This is a genomic window from Paenibacillus sp. J53TS2 (assembly GCF_018403305.1).
GTDB lineage: Bacteria > Bacillota > Bacilli > Paenibacillales > Paenibacillaceae > Fontibacillus > Fontibacillus rhizolycopersici.
On the sequence record NZ_BOSK01000008.1, the window covers coordinates 19,208 to 37,848 of the forward strand.

Genomic DNA, 18,641 nt, shown 5'->3' on the forward strand with positions numbered 1-18,641 from the left:
AATCAGTACTCCTCCTTGTTCAGCTTGTATTGCAGCACGCCAAGCACGCTTAGCACGAGGAACATCAGGACGCCCAGCGCAGTCCCTGCCCCATAGTCGAGCTGGGTAAAGGCATATTTGACCGTCAAGAGCGCGTAGGTCAACGTTGCTTTGTTTGGACCGCCGTCCAGCAAAGCCAGCTGCGATTGGTAAGCCTGAGAAGTGCCGATCAGCTGTAGAATCAACATCAGCACGATCAAGTTCCGCATCGAGGGCAGCGTAATATATTTAATCCGGGCCCAGACGCCGGCTCCATCGATTTCCGCCGCTTCATACCAGTCCCGCGGAATGCTCAGCACCCCGGCCAAATAAATCAGCATCGCCGAACCGAACTGCTGCCACGTCTCCATAAAGACGATCGAGACCATCGACCACCTGCCGTCGGAGACGAAGGATACCGGATCGGCCCCAAACCATCCAAGCAATGCGTTGATCGGCCCAACCGGGTCGTACATCCAGCGCCACATCCCGTATAGGACGACGCCCGGCACGACAAACGGGAGGTACGCCGCAATGCGCGCGAAGCCCTGGAACCAGCGAAGTTCGGAAATCGCGATCGATGCGGCGATCGGTACCCAAAAGCCGATCACCAAGCAAAGAAGCATATAATACAAGGTGTTGCGAACCGACAGAAGTACGTCGGGGTTGTTGAACACCTTCACGTAATTGTCCATTCCGACAAACGTGTTGCCTTTGACGAAATCGATATTATAAAAGCTGTAAACCATCCCTTTGATGATCGGGACCCATAAGAACACGATAAATGTGGCAATCGCCGGAACCAGAAATAGATAACCCCACATGTACTTCTTCCAGTTTGATCCCCGCCGCGGCGACCGCATAACGTCCGCCCTAACCGTGTCCTGCTGCATGTTCCCCGGTGAAATCACGGGTTCCCCCATCTTTCTCCCTCTTTTCTACGTAGTGTCTCTATCCATTGTAAAAAGGGAGTCCCCCGGCGAACATGTCTAAAACTATGTGAACTATGGTCGTTCTTACTTCATCGTTATTTCTTCAGCTCCGTGGGGCTGACGCCGAAATACTTCTTGAATATCTTGCTGAAATGCTCGGGTGACTCGTAGCCCACGCGTTCGGCAATCTCGTATCGACGGAGGTCCGTGTTCAGAATCAGCGCTTTGCTCTCCTCCATCCGCAGCTTGATGACATATTCCCAAAGGTTATAGCCGGTATTTTTCTTGAACAGGTAACTCAAATAATTGGGGCTGACGTGGTTGCTACGGGCCACCTCATGGATCGTTAACCCTTTCTGCCGGTAATTCTCCTCGATATACTTCTTGGCACTCTCCACGATCCGGTTGCTCTGTGTCGTCAACTCCTCAGTGGAAGGGTCCTGGGTATAGTTATGCCAGTTGAAGTCGCCGTAATAAAACACATGGTAATCCCCGTGTCCCCCACCCCACAACATCGCTTTGTCCGCCTGCCGGCTCAGTGCATCCAAGAACCCCGCGCCCTTGAGAATTTGACTGATCCCAACCGTGCATAGCAAGCCAAGATACTTGTGAATATGATGGTGCAGGCTGCGGCCTAGCATTTCGAGCTGGTTGATTTTGTTGAGGTTCGGCTCGGCATACTCCGCTTCGTTCCACTGCAGGATGAGGGCCATCTCCAGGCTCCGAGTGTAAAAAGACGCCGCCCGCCACTCCTGATGCAGCAGCTCGTTGACAATATTCAGCGCCGCGTAGCGGAATAGGCGGGTATCCTCGTCCTGGTCAGCCGACGGCTCCTTCTCGGCGGGGATGACCAGTTTGATTTTGATCACGGAAAAATACGGACCGGTAAGCCCCAACCGCTCGGCTTCGGCGGTCTGCTGCTCTTGATCTCCTTCGGAGGGTTCGCGCAAAAGGCGGCTCAGCCGATCGCCAGATTCCGGGAGCGGCTCCACCATGCGGAAGTGCTCTGCTCCCCCGGACAACCACTCCTCGGCCTGCGGCATCGGCTTATCCATCTTCAGCAGCGCGTTGCGCACGGAATCGAGGAACTGCTCGCTGTTCAGCGGCTTGATCAAATAATCCTTGGCCCCTAGCCGGATTGCCATTTGCGCGTATTGAAACGTTTCGTGCGCCGAGATAATGATCGTCTGCACCCATGGCTTGATCAGCTTCGCCTGCTGCATCAGCTCGATCCCGTTCATTTCCCCCATCTGGATGTCGGTGACCAGCAAATCGATATCCTCCATCCTTACGTAATCCAGCGCTTCATGCCCGTTATATGCAGTGTAGATCTGGCCGATATCAAGACCCGAGGCGGTCAATAGCCCGGATAATCCTTTACAAATCAACGGTTCGTCGTCGACGACCAAAATGTTATACATGTGCTTGTTCCCCCTGTTCGTCATTCGTTTCGGTCGGCCGCGAGGGGCAAGGTAATCGTAACTGCGGTGCCGCCTTCAACTCTCCCCGCGTACTTCAAGCCGTACTCCGCCCCAAAGTGCAGCCGGAGCCGTTGATGGATGTTGCGGATCCCATAACCGAAGGACGGGCTTGGCGTCTCGTCATTAAGCAGCCTGTCGATCGCCTCGAAATCAACCGGTTTATATCCATTGTCGGTTATTGTTATGCGAACTAGGCCCTGCGCATCGTCCGCTTCGGCGCGGATGGCGATTTCGCCGTCTTCCCCCATATGCTTAACACCATGAATGATGGCATTCTCAATGAGCGGCTGGAGCGTGATTTTGGGAATGACAGTGGCATTCAACTCGGCCGGCACGTCCCAGGTCACGCGGAATCCGTACTCGTACCGATGCTCCTGCAGCTTGATATAAGCGGAGGCGTGCTCCAGCTCCTCCTCCAGCGTGATCAACTCCCGGCCGCGGCTGAGGCTGATCTTCATCAGCTTAGACAGCTCCTTGATCATTTCTGCGGAGGCGTTGTTTCCCTCCATGGCGCTTTTCCAATAGATGCTTTCCAACGTGTTGTACAGCAGATGCGGGTTGATTTGTTGGTACAGGATTTGCAGTTGGGCTTCCTTCTGCTTAATGTCCATTTGGTATTTATAATGAATCAGCCCGTTGAGCCGGCGTGCCATCTCGTAAATCGTAGAGATCAACACGCTGACCTCGTCATTGCGATCGCGGTGCGGCGTCTCCGGCACTACGTTGCCCGGCTCGTAGCGGCGGACGAAATAAACCAGCTTCTGGATCGGGGTCATGAGCGACCGCCAGAAATACAAAATCAGCACTAGACCCACCGCAAAATAAGCGATAGAGATGAGTTGGATGATTCGTTTGATTTCGTTTTGTTGCTGTAACAGCGCCTTGACAGGCACTTTATAAACAAGCTTCTGCTGTAGGACGTAATTATAATTAATGACATAAATAAAATCATCGGTGATGACGTCCTTCACTCCAATCAGGGAATCCCCCAGATCGGCCTCCGGCGGCAGATTCAGGATTGCCCCGGCCGGCGTCTCCGCTGGCGTTGAAGTCAGGATGCGGTTGCCCCAATCGGTAAAATACAGCTCCCCTTCTGGGATCGAGACCGTTTGCAACGATTCGCCGATGCGGCCGTCGACGTTGGAGACGACGAGCACACCGATCGTGCCGTTTTTGTAAATGCTGTTGATCGCCCGGACATACGCAAGCGTTTTTTGGTTTTGCTGCCCTTGCGTAGGTGGGGACAAATGATCGATCAGGCGTAGGTAACCGTTTCCTTTTTTTGCGACGGCTTCCTCAAACCACTCCGGCTTCTCCTGTTCGAGAAAGAAATAGACGCCCGCCTTCCGCGCCTCCGGATAATAGGGGGCAAAAAAATACGCGTTGGACGGATCATACACGTAAAGGGAATAATACAGCGGCTCGCGTTGGTCGGTTTCCTGGGAATAATTGAACAGCAACGTCTCCAGCTTCTCGTAATTTTTGACCCGCTCCAGGACGGTTTCCGTCCCTTCGCCACTGGGATTCAGCTGCTGAAGCAACGGATGCTGGAACACGGTAGACGTTACTTTGTTGATCGCTTCAATGTCCCGGGTGATCAGCCGAAAGTTCTGTTTGTTGAGCTCGATATAAGCATTGGTGACGTTCCGCTTCAAGATCTGATCGGCTTTGTAGTTGCCGTAGGCATTCAGGATAAATAAGGGAATCACCATCACGACGAACAGAAGAATCATTTGCTGTTTGACGTTCATGTTGGCGAACGGGTTTCTAGTTCGGTTGCCTGGTTTCAACGAAATGCACCTCCGGCAATTCAAATATAGCAATAATCAAAATCGGCAAGGATGCGCGATCCTACGAAGATCGTGGCGATTTCTCCGATTCTCGCTCGCGTAGGTCTGGGCCCATGCGCCTTACCTCTTAGTGTAGGGGATTTTGGGAATCTTGCCAGCAAAAAATAAAAGGTCCCCCGGTCAACGTCCGGGGGACCTTATTCCATTTGGCGCGAGTCGTCATCTTGCCGATTGCACCAGCTCATGCAGCCCGCTGACAACAAGGTCAGCCGCTGCCAAAATGTGCGGACTGCCGATGCCCACGACGCGGCAGCCGGCGGCTTTGCCCGCCTGGACGCCCGCCTCCGCGTCCTCGAACACAACGCAGTCGGACGGCGGCAACGCCAACGCCGCACTGGCGGCGAGGAACACCTCGGGGTCCGGCTTCGCCTTGGACACCTTGGTGCCGTCGATCACCGCGTCGAACAGCTCCGCGATGCCAAGCCGGGCCAAGATGAACGCGGCGTTCTTGCTCGCCGATCCGAGGGCAATCTTCACGCCGCGCTCACGCAGCTGCAGCAAGTATTCCTTCGCCCCCGGCAAAATTTCCGAAGGCTCCAGCTTGGAAATCGAATCGACGTATTCATCATTTTTGTCCGCGGCCATTTGCTCGCGCTCTGCCTCCGTCGCTTCCACACCGCCCACCTCAAGTAAGATGCGAAGCGACTCCATGCGGCTAACGCCTTTCAGCCGCTCATTGTCGGCTTCGGTAAATTCGAAACCGAGACGGCGTGCGAGCGCCCGCCAGGCGAGATAGTGGTATTTGGCCGTATCGACGATCACGCCGTCAAGATCGAAGATCGCGCCTTTCATCGTTTCCAGCATGTTTGAATTCTCCTTCGATGAATGTATTCGATTTTTCGAATACTATTCGCTACTAACGACAATATTGGCGAATTCTATTCGATATTTCATACAGATTCTCGGCTTCCATCACCCTATGAACCAATTAAGCATGAAATTTCATATACATTAAGCCAAAGTCGCCGGAATCAGCAAATTCTATTCGATTTTTCGTATATATCTATCCAAACTTTCAGTCGGCTTCATATGGGACGCAAACGTCCTGCCCCGGCGCCACCGCCAGATCCCTATCCCCCACGATAAACTGCATAGCGGTCGGATTATCGCTATGAGCCGCAATAATCACCTCTTCCCGGCTGATGCGAATCCGGTAGGAACCGCCGCGAAGGCGGACCGGGAATTCCATCGCTTGCCAAGCGGAAGGCAAAGCGGGCCGAAGCGCTGCTTTAAGGCCATCGTATCGCAAGCCGGCAAATCCCAGTATCGCCGCCATCCAAGCCCCGCCATTCGCCGCAGGATGCGTACCGCCGATATAGAGGTCACCGACATATTGTTTCGATTCCCCGGTGAGGTCGATCGTTGCCGTTCGCATAAAGTAAGGGTAACCCCAATCCGGAGATCCCGTATCTGCCGCCACCATGGCATAGATACAAGCGCTGAGGCTAGACCCATGCTCGGTGCGCGGCTCGTAGTAAGCCCAGTTCATCTGTTTGACAGACCGGTCGTAATCGCCTTTAAACAGGTGCAGCATCAGCACCATGTCCGCTTGCTTCAAAATTCGCGTCGTTGTCGCAGGGCCGTTTCCTCCACCGAGATATTCGTGCGGATGAAGCATCCGAGCCTTCAAATCAGGCAGCGAGACGTCCTCAAGCGCGTAATAGCGATCGAACTGCTCAATCAAGCCGGTCTCGACGTCCGGCTGCGGAACGTACAGCCGGTCATGCATATCGCGGATCTCTTCCGGGCTGATTGAGCTCCCTACCGTAAGCGCCTCGTACCGACGAGGGTTGTGAGATCGCAGAATCTCCATGACATCCAAAGCGATGCGCAGGCATTCCTTGACCATCCGGTTGGTAAACGCGTTGTTGTTCACTCGCTCGTGATATTCGTCAGGTCCGGTAACGTCTAGGATTTCGTACCGCTGCTTCCGCGGATTGAAGTACCCGTACGAGTAAAAGAACTTGGCGCACTCCCAAGCCACCTCGGCCCCGCCGTCCAGAAGCAGACTTACATCACCGGTAAACGCGTAATACTGCCAGATCCCGTAGGCCACATCCGCGCTGATATGCACTTGCTTGTCGCGAAAATAAGTACGCATCGGGCGCCCCGTGAACACGTCGTTGACGTTAAACAGCGTACAGGCATCGTCCCCTGTCTCCTGGCTTTCCCAAGCATAGAATGCCCCATCATAGCCATATTCCGCGGCTTTGCGTTTCGCGCCGTCCAATGTATGCACCCGGTACATCATCAAATTGCGGGCTACCTCCGGCTCCGTATGCAGAAAAAAAGGCAGCATAAACATCTCCGTATCCCAGAACACCGCACCTTTGTACACCTGCCCGGACAATCCGCGGGCCGGGATGGACACGCGCTCCGAACGATCCGGTGCGATGATGTGCAGTTGGTACATGCTGTAGCGCAACGCCAGCTGAGCCTCGTCATCGCCTTCGACCTTCATGTCGGAGGCTTCCCACTTACGCTCCCAGCGCTCGGCGTGCTCGAGCAGCAGCCGGTCGTAACCGAGTTGCCGTGCTTCCGAGACGGACTGCACCGCTGACGCCCGAACATCTTCTTCAGGAGCCCCGTCTTGCCCCGTGAATATGGCGACGTATTTAACAAGCTCGACCGGTTCGCCGGCCCGGGAATTGATGTGGATTCTGCGACGGATTGAGGTTTCCTCGCGCAGAAGCTCCCCTCTCCCCTCACCAACGATGTCCGCCGTTTCCGCCACCGTTACCGGCACGCCAAGCTCCTGCGTCCACGCGGTCAGCAACACGACTTCTCCGGTCGCATCCGACTCGCTCTCCATCCGTTCCAGATGCGGGCCGTTGATATCCCAGACGTCACCGTCAATCCCGGTGACGATCGTCAGCGCGCCGTCCCGGCTGCTCTCCACCGCGATACGGCATACGATCAGCTCCGAACGCACCGCGCTGCAAAACCGCTCCGACGTGATCGTTACTTCCGTGCCGTCCGCCATGAGGAACACCGATCGCCGTTGGTGTAAGGCGCGGCGCAGGTCCAGCGACTGCTCGTGAGCCACCAATTCCGGACCACCGCCGTTTCCATCCGCCTCTACGCGGGGTCCGGCTTTCAGCACGCTCAGCGGCTTCCCTTCCCAATCGACTGTCGTCGCTAGCCCGTTCGGGGCATTCACTGGCTCACGCCATTTATCCCCAACCTTGTCGTACAGACCGGCGACGATGGTGGCGGTCAGCTCGCTTTTGCCGAACTCCTCCAACGTTCCCCGATAACCCAAGACCCCATTACCGATCATGAACTTGTTGCCGTGATGTGCGATTCGTTCCGGGTCGAACCCGCTTTCTCTAACGATCCAGCTCATTGAACTACCGCCTTTCGCAGCGGCACCCGAATGCCTGCTTCACCAACGTTAACCAGGTTCCCATACACCGAGATTTCCACCTCGCGGCCGGACATCCCGCGGATGGAGGCCTGGTTCTGATCCACTTCCACCAGCAGCTTCACACCTTGGTAGGTGATCATGAACCGATAGCTCTTCCAACGTTCCGGGATACTCGGGTTTAATGCGAGCCGATCTCCATCCGAACGCATCCCGCCGAACCCGTACACGATGTTCATCCAGGCTGCAGCGATCGACGTTGTATGCAAGCCTTCCCGCGTATTCCGGTTATAGTTGTCGAGATCCAGACGGGTCGCAAACTCGAAGAACTTATATGCCTCCTCCGAACGCCCGATTTCCGCCGCCAGAATGGAGTGGATCGACGGCGACAACGAGGATTCGTGAATGCAGCGCGATTCATAGTAATCGTAGTTCGCGCGTTTCTCCTCCAGCGAATATTCACTGTTGTACAGGAACATGAACATCAACACATCCGGCTGCTTAATCATGTCATACCGGTATAGCCGGTCATACGACCAATGCGAATAGAGCGGGAATTCCGTCACGGGAATCGCATGAATGTCCAAATGAGGCAAGTCGAAAAAACCGTCATGCTCTTCGAAAATCCCCGTCCGCTCATCCTTAGGAATTTTCATGTGCTGCGCCTTGTTCCGCCAATCCTCCTGCTCTTCCCCCGTCAAGCCGAGTCGCGCTGCCAGCTCGTCATATGCGGCAGACGCTTCGTCCCGCATCGTTCCCAGCACCTCAAGTGTGTACTCGAACAGCTTTTTGGCCATCAGGTTGAGGTAACAGTTGTTGTTAACCATCAGTTGAAATTCGTCGGGCCCCATGACACCGAAATAACCGTATTTCCCTGACTGCTGCCCCCATTGCCCCCGAGTCGCGTAGAAACGGCTGATCTGGACTAGCATTTCCGCGCCTTTTTCAAACAGGAACGCTCTGTCGCCCGTAATGTTCACATAATGACGCAACCCGTAGGCTACTGCCGTACCGACATGCAGTTGGAGATTGGAGTGTTGCCACAGGTCGCAGCTTTCCGTCCCGTCGATCGTTGCAATGGGATAAAATGCCCCTTTGCAATCCAATTCCTTGGCTCGCTTTAATGCTTCAGGTAGCGATTGGTAACGGAACTCGAGCAGACTGCGCGCCGCTTTCGGATTGTTGAAAATATAAAACGGCAAGCAATACGATTCCGTGTCCCAGAAAGCCAGCCCCCGGTAAGCCTCACCAGTCAGCCCCTTCGCCCCGATATTGAAACCGGGATTATCCCCGTGGTAAGTCTGGTACAGCTGAAAAATACAAAAGCGGATTCCCTGTTGATTCTCTGGATCGCCTTCGATAGCGATGTCCGATTCGGCCCACACTTGGGACCAGTAAGCACGCTGTTCGGCCGCTACCGCATCGTATCCCGACTGCGCATGCCGAGTCGCGAGTTCGATCCCTCTTTGCCAGAGGTCGTCGCTACGGGTCGCAGGGTCTTTCTCCGCCACGTTGATGACCAGTTTGTCCAGCACGCTGCGCTTCCCCTGTTGCAGGCTCAGGATCAGTTCACGACCGATGTAGTTTTCCTCCTGTACCAGTTGGTTGCTCACGGCGTCCGATGTATCTACGCGAAAACCGGAAAACAATCGGTTCCCCGTGTTCACCGTCTCCCCCAGGATCCCTGAGATCCCGGCTCCACTGGATACGGATGCTTCTCCCTGCTTCAGCTGTTTCCAATAATAGCGTTGCTGATCCTCATGGATCACCGCGAGGTTCAATCCGGTACGCACCTGGACCATACCGGAGAAGTTCAGCGGCGTTAAGGTGATCCGCTGTGCCCCGAGATGCGACACTTTCATGCTGACTAAGCGTTCGAACGTAAGCAACACGTCCTTCCCGCCGGCCGTATGCCACACCAACTCCCGGGTGTAAATTCCAGTTCGGAAGTCCAGTTCCCGACGAAATCCGCTGAACTTGCTCTCGGCCAAATCCAGCGTCTCGCCGTCAAGCGTGATCCGCGTATGCAGCCAATCGACCGCGTTTACCATGAACCGCAGCGATTTAATGATGCCTTTATAATGAGCCGTGACCGGACTCTCTTCGTAGAGCCCATTGAAATAACTGCCCAGCAGCGTATCCCCGCTATACCCCTCTTCAGCGTAACCCCTGACCCCCATATATTCATTCCCCAGCGAAAAAATCGACTCGCTGACCCGGTTGCGTCCCGGATCAAAGCCTTCCTCCACGACCTTCCAGGGGTCGACCTGCAAATATTTATCCGCGATTTTCGGCATGCTCCGCCCTCTCCTTTTATGTTTACTCATGCGATAAGTCCGCTCATCATTCAGCTTAGCGAAACGTCCGCCGCCTCCAAATGTCCAGGACTAAGGAGCTTATGTGCGATATTACGGAGTTGGATCAACCGTGTTGAAGTCCGGGATCCCTTCTTGGCCCCTCTTTGCATGATTATCCCTTTAGTTCAGGAGGCGAAGTTAAGGGGAGTTGGAATATTTTTCTTGATAGGGGATCATATGTTTGGTATAATAAAAAAAGAGAACATACGTACGCATTGCGATGACTTGGAGGTTGGCGGACATGGGGATACATACGGGAATTGATTCTCAAGACTTTAGCATCCTTTACAAGAATGAGGAAGAGTGTGCGGCGGCGATTATTGCGATGAAATGGCCGGGCGGCTTTATCTGCCCGCGTTGTGCTCATACCCACTGCAGCCGTCTCACCACCCGACGCATCCCTTTGTTCGAGTGCGGAAATTGCAGGCACCAAACGTCACCTTTAGTCGGTACGATTTTTGAGGGAACCCATTTGCCCTTGTTGAAGTGGTTTCAAGCCTTGGAGTTGTTCCTGCTCCCCGACGGCATTTCGGCGATGCGTCTGAGCCAGGTGATCCGGGTTACCTACAAGACCGCTTGGTTAATGTTGCACAAAATACGTCATGCCATGGGGGAATTCGATGCCCGGGAATTGCTAAGCGGAGTAGTGAAGGTCAACAACGATCTGTACGGATATGATCCGTCGCGTTGTCAGCTTTCGCACCCTCATGCCTCGGTGGTCGTGGCAGGATGCGCAGTAACGGAGTCTGGCGAACCCGAACGAGTCAAAATTCATCTAGTCCCCCCACAGAACAGAACATACGGAGAAAGGGCGAGTCGTCACGATCTCGCCGAGTTCATCACCGGAAATGTAGATATTCATGCATCTGAAGTGCAATTGTTTCCTTTGGCCTTTCGACTATACGCACCCTTGCGGAAAGTGGTCCGCGAGGCTTGGCAATCGCTGAAGTGTACGTATGTAGCTTTGGGTACCAAGCATCTCCAAGCATACCTGAACGAGTACACGGGACGACGCCGATTGCGGCAGTCCGGGGGAGAAAGAACGATGCGCCAAGGTTTGCTGCATATGTGTGCAGCCATTCCAACGATTTCTTATCGGCAGCTAACTATGCGCCATCGCCATCAAATCTTCCCTTTACCCGTGGCAGCTGCCTGATCGGGACACTCCTACTTCCTTGTCCTGCTTTCTTGATCCCTTTATGCTGCTCTTTGGGCCGATTTTCTGTCTACTTCACCAATGCCTCAACCCAACCTATCCTACTACTTCTATCCGCTTATCTTATCTTTCCTAAGCTTGCCTGCCTTCATCTCTTTGAGCATTTCATTCCCTGTGCTTCTGTACATCTCGATTATCTATAACCTGATCAAACGGGATAATCATGCAAAAGAGCGGTAAAGCATATGCTGCTCTACCGCCCACCCTAACGACAATATTAGATTTCGTTGATAAATACCGTCTTCATTTTTCCGCTATATTGTACATCGAGACCTAGTCCCTGCACGAGCAAGGCCAGTGGCACATAGGTTTTGTTCTCCTTACCAACCTTTTGAAGGAAGGCCGGAGTCGCTGTGGCGGCTGGCGTGCCGTCCACCTGGATTTGCTTGGAGCCCACCGGAATGATAACCGTCCGGCTGCCGTAAGTGATCGTGGCAGTGGAACTACGGGTATCCCATTTGCTTAACGCTCCAACCGCGTCGGTGATGTCCTTGATCGCCACAAACGTTTGACCGTTTTTCAGGATCGGCGGATATGGCGTGTTTAGTTCAATTCCTTTGACCACAACGGATATCGGCGCACCGCCTGACTTCGCCGTTGTTGTACGGAAGCTGCCCCAAACCGTCTCGGCGAAAGTCTTGGCGATCACTTCATATCCGGCTTGATTCGGATGGATATCCGTATCGGAAAAAATATGCGTCAGCGATATTTCGCGTCCCGTAAAAGCTGCTGCCACATGAGCTGCCTTCACCGGCTTTGCTTCGTTCGCATGATCGGCAACAATGCCATCCACGATCGCAGTAAACTTGCCAGCCAACTGCTGCAGCTCCTCGTAAATGGAGGCGTCGGCAAGCTTTGGCACCGGCTGATATTGATCGGCAACCACGACTTGCGCCGACGGATTGAGTTCCGTCAGGACGCGGATAACCTCGCGGAGGTTGTCGCCATAAGCCTTCAACACCACTTCACTTTGGGCACGGAGCTGCTCGAGCGAGATGTTTTTCACATCCGGGAGCAGCTTAAGCAAGTCGTTCCCACCGATCGTGATCGTGATCAAATCGGCTTTCTGCAGGTCGGCCTTCGCTTGCGCGATACCGGAAGCAAATGAAGCAATCCGTGGATCCGGCACATTCGCCTGAATGTCGGCAGCGGTAACCGGTGAGCCTGCCTGAATCGCCGTTATGTAGTTCTTCAAGCCTTCGCTGGTCAAACCGAGGATGCCGTAATTAACCGCCGAAGTTCGGCCATGGAACAGTCCTTGTTCTTTCAAACGATCGACGAAGCCGTACGGAACGCTCGTTTCAGTCATCCCCGGCTCGTACCCGACGGTAATGGAATCGCCAAGCGCTACGATAAGGTAGTCGTCGGCTTGGACCGCCTCAGCGGCTTTAACCGGCGCGGCGGCGGTGACGTTGAATAGGATAAGGATCAGAGCAAGCGCTCCCGCCAGGACGGAAGCCAAGTTTAAGCGAATGTTCTTCAACAAGCTTTTCAACTCCTTTAAATAGTAGATAGAAGCCGTTAATCCGGCTTCTTCTCTACGCGTTCGGTTCTTTTCAAATAATCATCATAACGGCCATCGATTTCCTTGGCCATTTTTCGGTAATTCAACGTCTCTTCCACGATCGGATCCAACGTCGTCTGAATGCGGATCTCGTACTTCGGTGACAATTTTCTGCGCTCTTCCTCGCGGCGTTCTTCCTCGCTGCCGTATTCCCCTTCGGTCAGCATCTCGCTGAGCTCGCGTTCCAAATCCTTGCTATCGCTCATCCTGGACACTCCTTCCGGTATTCTGAGATCAAGCGTACCTGCTGTGAAAGCTGGCTTTTACAGCCCTGTCGCATCCGCGGCCCGGACCACACCAAGCAGTTCTTCATGGATTTTGCCATTGCTGGCAATCAAATGACGTACGCCGATGTGATAAGGGTTGCCTGTGGTATCGGTCACTATTCCTCCCGATTCCTTCACGATCAGCGCACCCGCGGCAACGTCCCAGGCGTTTAGCCCCACCTCGTAATAACCGCTCAGCCGACCGGCGGCCACATAAGCCAGATGCAGGGCTGCCGATCCAGCGGCGCGCAGACTGCGCACTTCACCGGACAACGCATTCAGGCCACGCATGTTCACCGGCAGCGCAAACTCCCGGTCCGGATTAAAGCCAACGGCAACGATGCTGCCGGACAAAGAAGCATCGGAGGATACCTTCGACGGTTGCCCATGGATATACGCGCCTTTGCCTTTCTCCGCCACAAACATCTCGTCGCGCATCGGGTCATAAATGACGCCGATAATGATATCACCTTTATATGCCAGCGCAATCGATACGCAAAAGAACGGAAATCCGTGCACAAAATTGGTCGTTCCGTCCACCGGATCAACGATCCATAAATACTCCGATTTGCTAGCCTGCTTCAGTGCCGCAGCAGATGCCGCCGCTCCCGGCGCTACCCCTTCTTCGCCGAGGATCGCATGATCGGGAAAATGCGTCAGAATCAGCTTGCGGATCATCGCCTCCGCGCCTTTATCCACGTCCGTCACCAAGTCTTGGGGCGACTGTTTCGTATTCAAATCTTGGTAGCCCCCAAGCCGGCTCTTGATCCATTCTCCCGCTTTTGCGGCGCAATTGATCGCTACGGCCATCGGACTTTTACTACCTACCACATATGGAACTTTCGGATTCGATTCCAATCGATTCACTCTACTTTCATCGTAAACTGATAATCTACTCCTTAAAAACTATACGTCTTTGAAATTGCAAAGTTGCGTCCTTTCGCCTGTCCTGGCGCAGAATAAAGCGAACGCCTTGCACTATATGCAAAAAGTCCGTGTCCAAAAGCGGGGGTTTCGCCCCGCTGGAAACGAACTTTCAGCTGACTGACCGCATGCGGTCTTTACATTATGCGCCTACGATATTGTACCCGCCGTCCACGAAAATAACCTCGCCGGTAATGCCGCGGGACAGATGACTGATCAGGAACATCGCCGTGTCGCCGACTTCTGCCGTTTCGGTCGTTCTGCGAAGCGGTGCTTTCTCCTCGACTTGCTTGAGGATCGAGTTGAAATCGCTGATGCCCTTGGCTGCCAATGTACGGATCGGCCCGGCAGATACCGCGTTGACGCGGATATTCTTCGGTCCCAGATCGTTCGCCAAATAACGAACCGAAGCTTCCAGCCCGGCTTTGGCTACACCCATCACGTTGTAGTTGCGCATTACGCGCTCCGATCCCATGTACGTCATTGTCATAATGCTGCCGCCTTCCGTCATAAGCGGAGCCAGGCGCTTCGACACAGCCACCAACGAATAAACGCTAATGTCGTTGGCCAATGCAAAACCCTCGCGAGACGTATCGGCAAATTCACCCGCCAAGTCTTCGCCTTTAGCGAACGCGATGCTGTGCACGAGACCATGCAGCACGCCAAATTCGCCGCGCAGCGTGTCGGCCAGCTTGTCGATCTCCTCATCCACCGTCACGTTGCACGGCAAGATCAGCGAACCCGGAATCGTTTCGGCCAGCTTACGTACCCGGCCTTCCACACGTTCGCTCTCATATGTAAAAGCCAAACGGGCGCCTTGCTCTGCCAAACTTTGCGCGATCGCCCAAGCGATACTGCGTTCATTGGCAACACCCATCACGATCACATTTTTCCCCGCTAATAAATCACCCATGAATATCCTCCTCTAAATTGCGCTTTCATTTTGTACAACTTACCTTATTTCCCTGCATTTTTCAAGAGAGACGGGAGACAAACGCGGCTTGTCCAACAATTACGGATTGATGCGCACGCTGGCTCCATCAAAAATCTCAACGCCATCCCCCTGGTAACGTGCCAAGTCCTCCATCAACGCAAATAATGCCCCGTCTTTCAGCTTCGCCTCCAGCATGACGTCGACCCGATCGGTGATCGGAGCGATGCTGCGCAGAAATTCCAGCAGCGGAAGGACGATGACATGATCGGCATGTCCACGCGGATCGCTGGCGCTTTTGGGGCTGGACGCGTGGATTTTCGGCGGAAGCGGATCGTCTACCGGCGAATCAGCTTGTGCGTACGGCGTTTGCCATGTCGCCAGGATCCGCGGCCACAGCTCGGCCGGACTCTCGCCTTCATTGTTCACCCACTGATGATGAATGTCGAGCACCATCGGAATGCCCAGCGCTTCACATAGCTCCAAGGTCTCGGCCGCGTTGAATGTCTTGTCGTCATTCTCAAACGTGAGTCGCTGCTTGATGCGCTCCGGAAGAGCCGCCACATTCTCTCGGAAACGGGCTCCTGCAGAAGGCTTGTCCCCGTAAGCGCCGCCGACATGGATATTGTTCTTCGCCCGAGCGTTCAGGCCCATGGCGTCAAACATAGCGACATGATGAATTAGGTCGCGGATTGAAGACTTCAATACCTCAGGTCGCGGCGTGCTTAGTACCGTAAAATGGTCTGGGTGAAACGACACCCGAAGGCCGTGCTCCTTGACATATTCCCCCACGGCAGCAAAAGGCTCCCGCAACGCTTCGAAGGGATTCCAGTCTGAAAGCGACTCGTGGGTCGCAAGCGGAATCAGCTTCGAGGAGAAGCGATAGACCTGAATATCATTGCCGACGTTATGTCGAAGCAGGCGAAGTGTGTTATGTAGATTATCCCCGGCAATCGTCTCTAGTTTCCGGATCGCCGCCTCACGGTCGGCAATTCCGTTAAACGTCTTCAGCGTCATCGTCTTAGACGGCGAAGCGTTATCGATCACAGTGGACATCGCTACATAACCAAAGCGCACGATCATTTTCGGTCCGGATCTCCGAAGAACATTTCATACGCCAGAGCGGTCTGCACCGCGGTCTCCTCTTCCGTCAGCGGACGGACCAACTCCAGCTCAACCGAGGTAACTTCCTCTCCATTGAAGTTAATTTCGGCAACACAGGCGGTGATTTTCACAATGGCTACCGCCTTATTTTCGGGCGAATAAGCAATCACCTTTTGACCTGTCGGAAAGACGCGCAGCCCTTCTTTGAGCATTTTGCCGCGGCCATATTCCAGCAGTTCGTAAAGCTCCTGCTCTTTCTTGAATTTACAGACCGAATTGAATTCGGTTTGAAACCCCATCGTCATCCCTTCCTTTCCTTAACCGTTCGTCCGGGCAGCGATGACCGCCGCCGTCTATACGCCGCTTTCGAATTCCAGTTCTTGCCGGGCCGCGTAACGCTCCAGTGCCAGTTCGATCAGCCGATCCAACAACGACTCATAGGCTACTCCAGTTTCGCGCCACAGAAGCGGATACATGCTGAAGGGAGTGAAGCCCGGCATCGTATTCACTTCGTTAATCCAAATCTTGTGATCCGATTTCCGCACAAAGAAATCGGCCCGGCACAACCCGCTGCCGGCAATGGCTTTAAACGCTCTGACCGCCAAGTCGCGAATTCGATCAGCCAGTTCGGTATCGAGGGACGCAGGAATCAGCATCTGTGATTTACCGTCCAGGTATTTGGCCTGGTAATCATAGTATTCTCCGGAAGAGACAATTTCTCCCGGCACGGAGGCAAGCGGTTCGTCGTTGCCGAGCACCCCAACTTCCACTTCGCGGGCGTCAACGAATTCCTCAACGATTACCTTCACATCGTAGCGGAAAGCTAGCGCCACGGATGCCAGCAATTCTTCACGTGTTCTCGCTTTGGAGATCCCGACGCTAGAGCCTAAGTTCGCCGGTTTGACGAAGCAGGGGTAACCGAGCTTCTCTTCAATTCCTTGTACCAGCGTATGACTGGATCGCTCCCACTCCGTAGCGGTGAAGTAGCAGTAAGCGCATTGTTCGAGACCTGCTTCGGCGAACAGTTTTTTCATGATGACCTTATCCATTCCGGCTGCGGAAGCGAGCACCCCCGCTCCGACGTAAGGCAAATCGGCCATTTCGAAGAGCCCCTGGATGGTTCCATCTTCGCCGTTCGTTCCATGCAGAAGTGGAAATACCACGTCAATGTTGGATTGACCAGACGAAAGCTTGCTGAACAAGAGCCCCATTGCGGCTGACGTATCCCCTGCGCTCTCCCCAAGCTTCAAATCCTCCAGGGCGGTAAACGGCGCGTTTAATTTACCGCCGACCTTCCATTTCCCCTGCTTGTCGATATAAAAAGGAAGCAGTTCGTATTTGTCGTAATTAAATGCCTTAGATACGGCAAAAGCTGTCTGTAGCGAAACTTCATGTTCTCCCGATTTGCCTCCGTAGATAAGTCCTACGGTGATTCTATCCTGTCCCATAATAAACCTCTTTCCTTAAATAGGTAGTTCTCAGCCGACTTTAGAACCGGTCCGCGATATGAAAAAAACGATACACCGTATTGTCGGTCCAGGCATAGGAATCCCGGTAGTCCCAATAGCGGTGTTTGCTTGGCGTCGTATGGGCGTTGACCAGCGGCATTCCGCCGGCGTCAAACGCAGTTACGATGGTACTATGCTGAAACGTGCCGTTTCCGTCCCAGTCGTAGGCGATAACGTCTCCGAGCTGGAGTTGTTCCGGACGTTCGAGCAACTCGGCGCGAAGCCCGTTTCGGCTTTGGCCGAGATGGCGTTCCAGCGCATTGGCGACAGACCAGCTGTAGCTCCACAGCTCCCGCCCGCCGACATGGCCTTTGTACCACCAGCCCGATTCTCTTTTTCCAGTATAGTTTATTGGGGCTCCGCCTGCAAAGAGACATTGGGAGATATAGTTCGTGCAGTCGACCTCGAAGGCGGCGAACTCCGGATTAAAACTGTCCCACCACCGATCGGCATATATAACAGCTTCCGCGCGCCGGTAGGCGATGCTGCGGGCACTGCCGCCCCCAAGGACATCGCGGTTTAAAAACGGCCTCGGCACAGCCCCTCTATGGCCTGTCGCTTCGCCCTCATCATTAGCAGGGAGCACCAACACCGGATGTCGTTCAGGAACCGGCTGCTCTACCTTGATGACGGTCCAGCCCGCACCGTCCCGCGCCAAAGTCAGGCGCTGCTTATCGATTCGCTCCTCCTGGTGGCGGGCGCCTCCTTTTTCATAGTATATTTTACGCGATAGTTGCAGATCGACCTCGATCTCGCCCTCGCGGTTTTCGATTTCGCGTACCAGCTTGGCCCGGGTCTCGCAGCGCAGCGGCGCAGCCCCTCGAACACGATACCAACTCTCCAGCCTGCGCTTCCGTTCGCCCCGTTGCAGCAAATAATCCACATCGGTTACGACCGTGCCCCCGCTAGGCGTGCGATAGTCCACTTCATCCTGGTTTTGTTCGTTTACGTAAACCGATAACGTCTTTTTCCATTCATCCGCCATACGTCCACGCCTCCTTTTTCCACTGTTAGTCATTATATGAACGCCTCGGAGGGAGTATGTTTTGCACCTGTCCCGGAGGGGTCTGAAAACCCATTCATCCGCACCGGAGCAGCCTAAACAAGGTGAGATTTGGGTACAAAA

Annotated in this window: 15 protein-coding genes; 1 reads left to right on the forward strand and 14 read right to left on the reverse strand. The window is 54.2% G+C overall.

Going from position 1 to position 18,641, the window contains the following annotated elements; genetic code table 11:
• Nucleotides 1-2: 2 nt before the first annotated feature.
• The 6 genes from KJS42_RS16965 to KJS42_RS16990 all read right to left on the reverse strand — a co-directional run bounded on the left by KJS42_RS16965 (nt 3) and on the right by KJS42_RS16990 (nt 9,942).
• Nucleotides 3-941, reverse strand: a complete 939-nt coding sequence (locus KJS42_RS16965) for a carbohydrate ABC transporter permease (protein ID WP_483311283.1) — start codon at nt 939-941, stop codon at nt 3-5.
• Nucleotides 942-1,045: 104 nt separating this feature from the next.
• The gene (locus KJS42_RS16970; protein ID WP_213623556.1) at nt 1,046-2,371 is read right to left on the reverse strand and encodes a response regulator transcription factor; all 1,326 of its coding nucleotides are present in this window, start codon (nt 2,369-2,371) and stop codon (nt 1,046-1,048) included.
• A gap of 20 nt (nt 2,372-2,391) precedes the next feature.
• Nucleotides 2,392-4,182, reverse strand: a complete 1,791-nt coding sequence (locus KJS42_RS16975) for a sensor histidine kinase (protein ID WP_213623662.1) — start codon at nt 4,180-4,182, stop codon at nt 2,392-2,394.
• Between the two features lie 258 nt (nt 4,183-4,440).
• Nucleotides 4,441-5,085 (reverse strand): beta-phosphoglucomutase, encoded by a 645-nt coding sequence (gene pgmB / locus KJS42_RS16980; RefSeq protein WP_213623557.1) that lies wholly within the window; start codon nt 5,083-5,085, stop codon nt 4,441-4,443.
• Between the two features lie 211 nt (nt 5,086-5,296).
• Nucleotides 5,297-7,627: a glycoside hydrolase family 65 protein gene (locus KJS42_RS16985; protein WP_213623558.1), complete on the reverse strand. Its 2,331-nt coding sequence runs from the start codon at nt 7,625-7,627 to the stop codon at nt 5,297-5,299.
• A complete protein-coding gene (locus tag KJS42_RS16990; protein ID WP_213623559.1) occupies nt 7,624-9,942 on the reverse strand; it encodes a glycoside hydrolase family 65 protein in 2,319 nt (772 codons plus the stop codon). The genes KJS42_RS16985 and KJS42_RS16990 overlap by 4 nt, the downstream gene beginning before the upstream one ends.
• Nucleotides 9,943-10,243: 301 nt before the next feature.
• Here KJS42_RS16990 and KJS42_RS16995 point away from each other — a divergent pair, with 301 nt between their 5' ends.
• Nucleotides 10,244-11,158 (forward strand): transposase, encoded by a 915-nt coding sequence (locus KJS42_RS16995; RefSeq protein ID WP_244868531.1) that lies wholly within the window; start codon nt 10,244-10,246, stop codon nt 11,156-11,158.
• Between the two features lie 277 nt (nt 11,159-11,435).
• On the opposite strand, the gene KJS42_RS17000 is transcribed toward KJS42_RS16995, so the two are convergent.
• From KJS42_RS17000 to KJS42_RS17035, 8 genes are all read right to left on the reverse strand, one after another.
• The gene (locus KJS42_RS17000; RefSeq protein WP_244868532.1) at nt 11,436-12,704 is read right to left on the reverse strand and encodes a stalk domain-containing protein; all 1,269 of its coding nucleotides are present in this window, start codon (nt 12,702-12,704) and stop codon (nt 11,436-11,438) included.
• Between the two features lie 35 nt (nt 12,705-12,739).
• A complete protein-coding gene (locus KJS42_RS17005; RefSeq protein WP_155607215.1) occupies nt 12,740-12,988 on the reverse strand; it encodes a hypothetical protein in 249 nt (82 codons plus the stop codon).
• 57 nt (nt 12,989-13,045) lie between these two features.
• On the reverse strand, nt 13,046-13,858 hold the full coding sequence (locus KJS42_RS17010; protein WP_244868533.1) for an inositol monophosphatase family protein: 813 nt from the start codon (nt 13,856-13,858) through the stop codon (nt 13,046-13,048).
• A 256-nt stretch (nt 13,859-14,114) separates the two neighbouring features.
• A complete protein-coding gene (fabI, locus tag KJS42_RS17015; RefSeq protein ID WP_155607217.1) occupies nt 14,115-14,885 on the reverse strand; it encodes an enoyl-ACP reductase FabI in 771 nt (256 codons plus the stop codon).
• A gap of 99 nt (nt 14,886-14,984) precedes the next feature.
• Nucleotides 14,985-15,986, reverse strand: coding sequence for a UV DNA damage repair endonuclease UvsE (gene uvsE, locus KJS42_RS17020; protein WP_213623562.1), 1,002 nt, complete (start codon nt 15,984-15,986; stop codon nt 14,985-14,987).
• The gene (locus KJS42_RS17025; RefSeq protein WP_155607219.1) at nt 15,983-16,306 is read right to left on the reverse strand and encodes a hypothetical protein; all 324 of its coding nucleotides are present in this window, start codon (nt 16,304-16,306) and stop codon (nt 15,983-15,985) included. Before KJS42_RS17025 ends, uvsE begins: the two co-directional genes overlap by 4 nt.
• A 54-nt stretch (nt 16,307-16,360) precedes the next feature.
• The gene (locus tag KJS42_RS17030; RefSeq protein ID WP_213623563.1) at nt 16,361-17,455 is read right to left on the reverse strand and encodes a D-alanine--D-alanine ligase; all 1,095 of its coding nucleotides are present in this window, start codon (nt 17,453-17,455) and stop codon (nt 16,361-16,363) included.
• Between the two features lie 40 nt (nt 17,456-17,495).
• Nucleotides 17,496-18,500 carry an amidase domain-containing protein gene (locus tag KJS42_RS17035; protein ID WP_213623564.1) on the reverse strand — a complete coding sequence of 335 codons (1,005 nt, stop codon included), beginning with the start codon at nt 18,498-18,500 and terminating at the stop codon, nt 17,496-17,498.
• Nucleotides 18,501-18,641 lie beyond the last annotated feature (141 nt).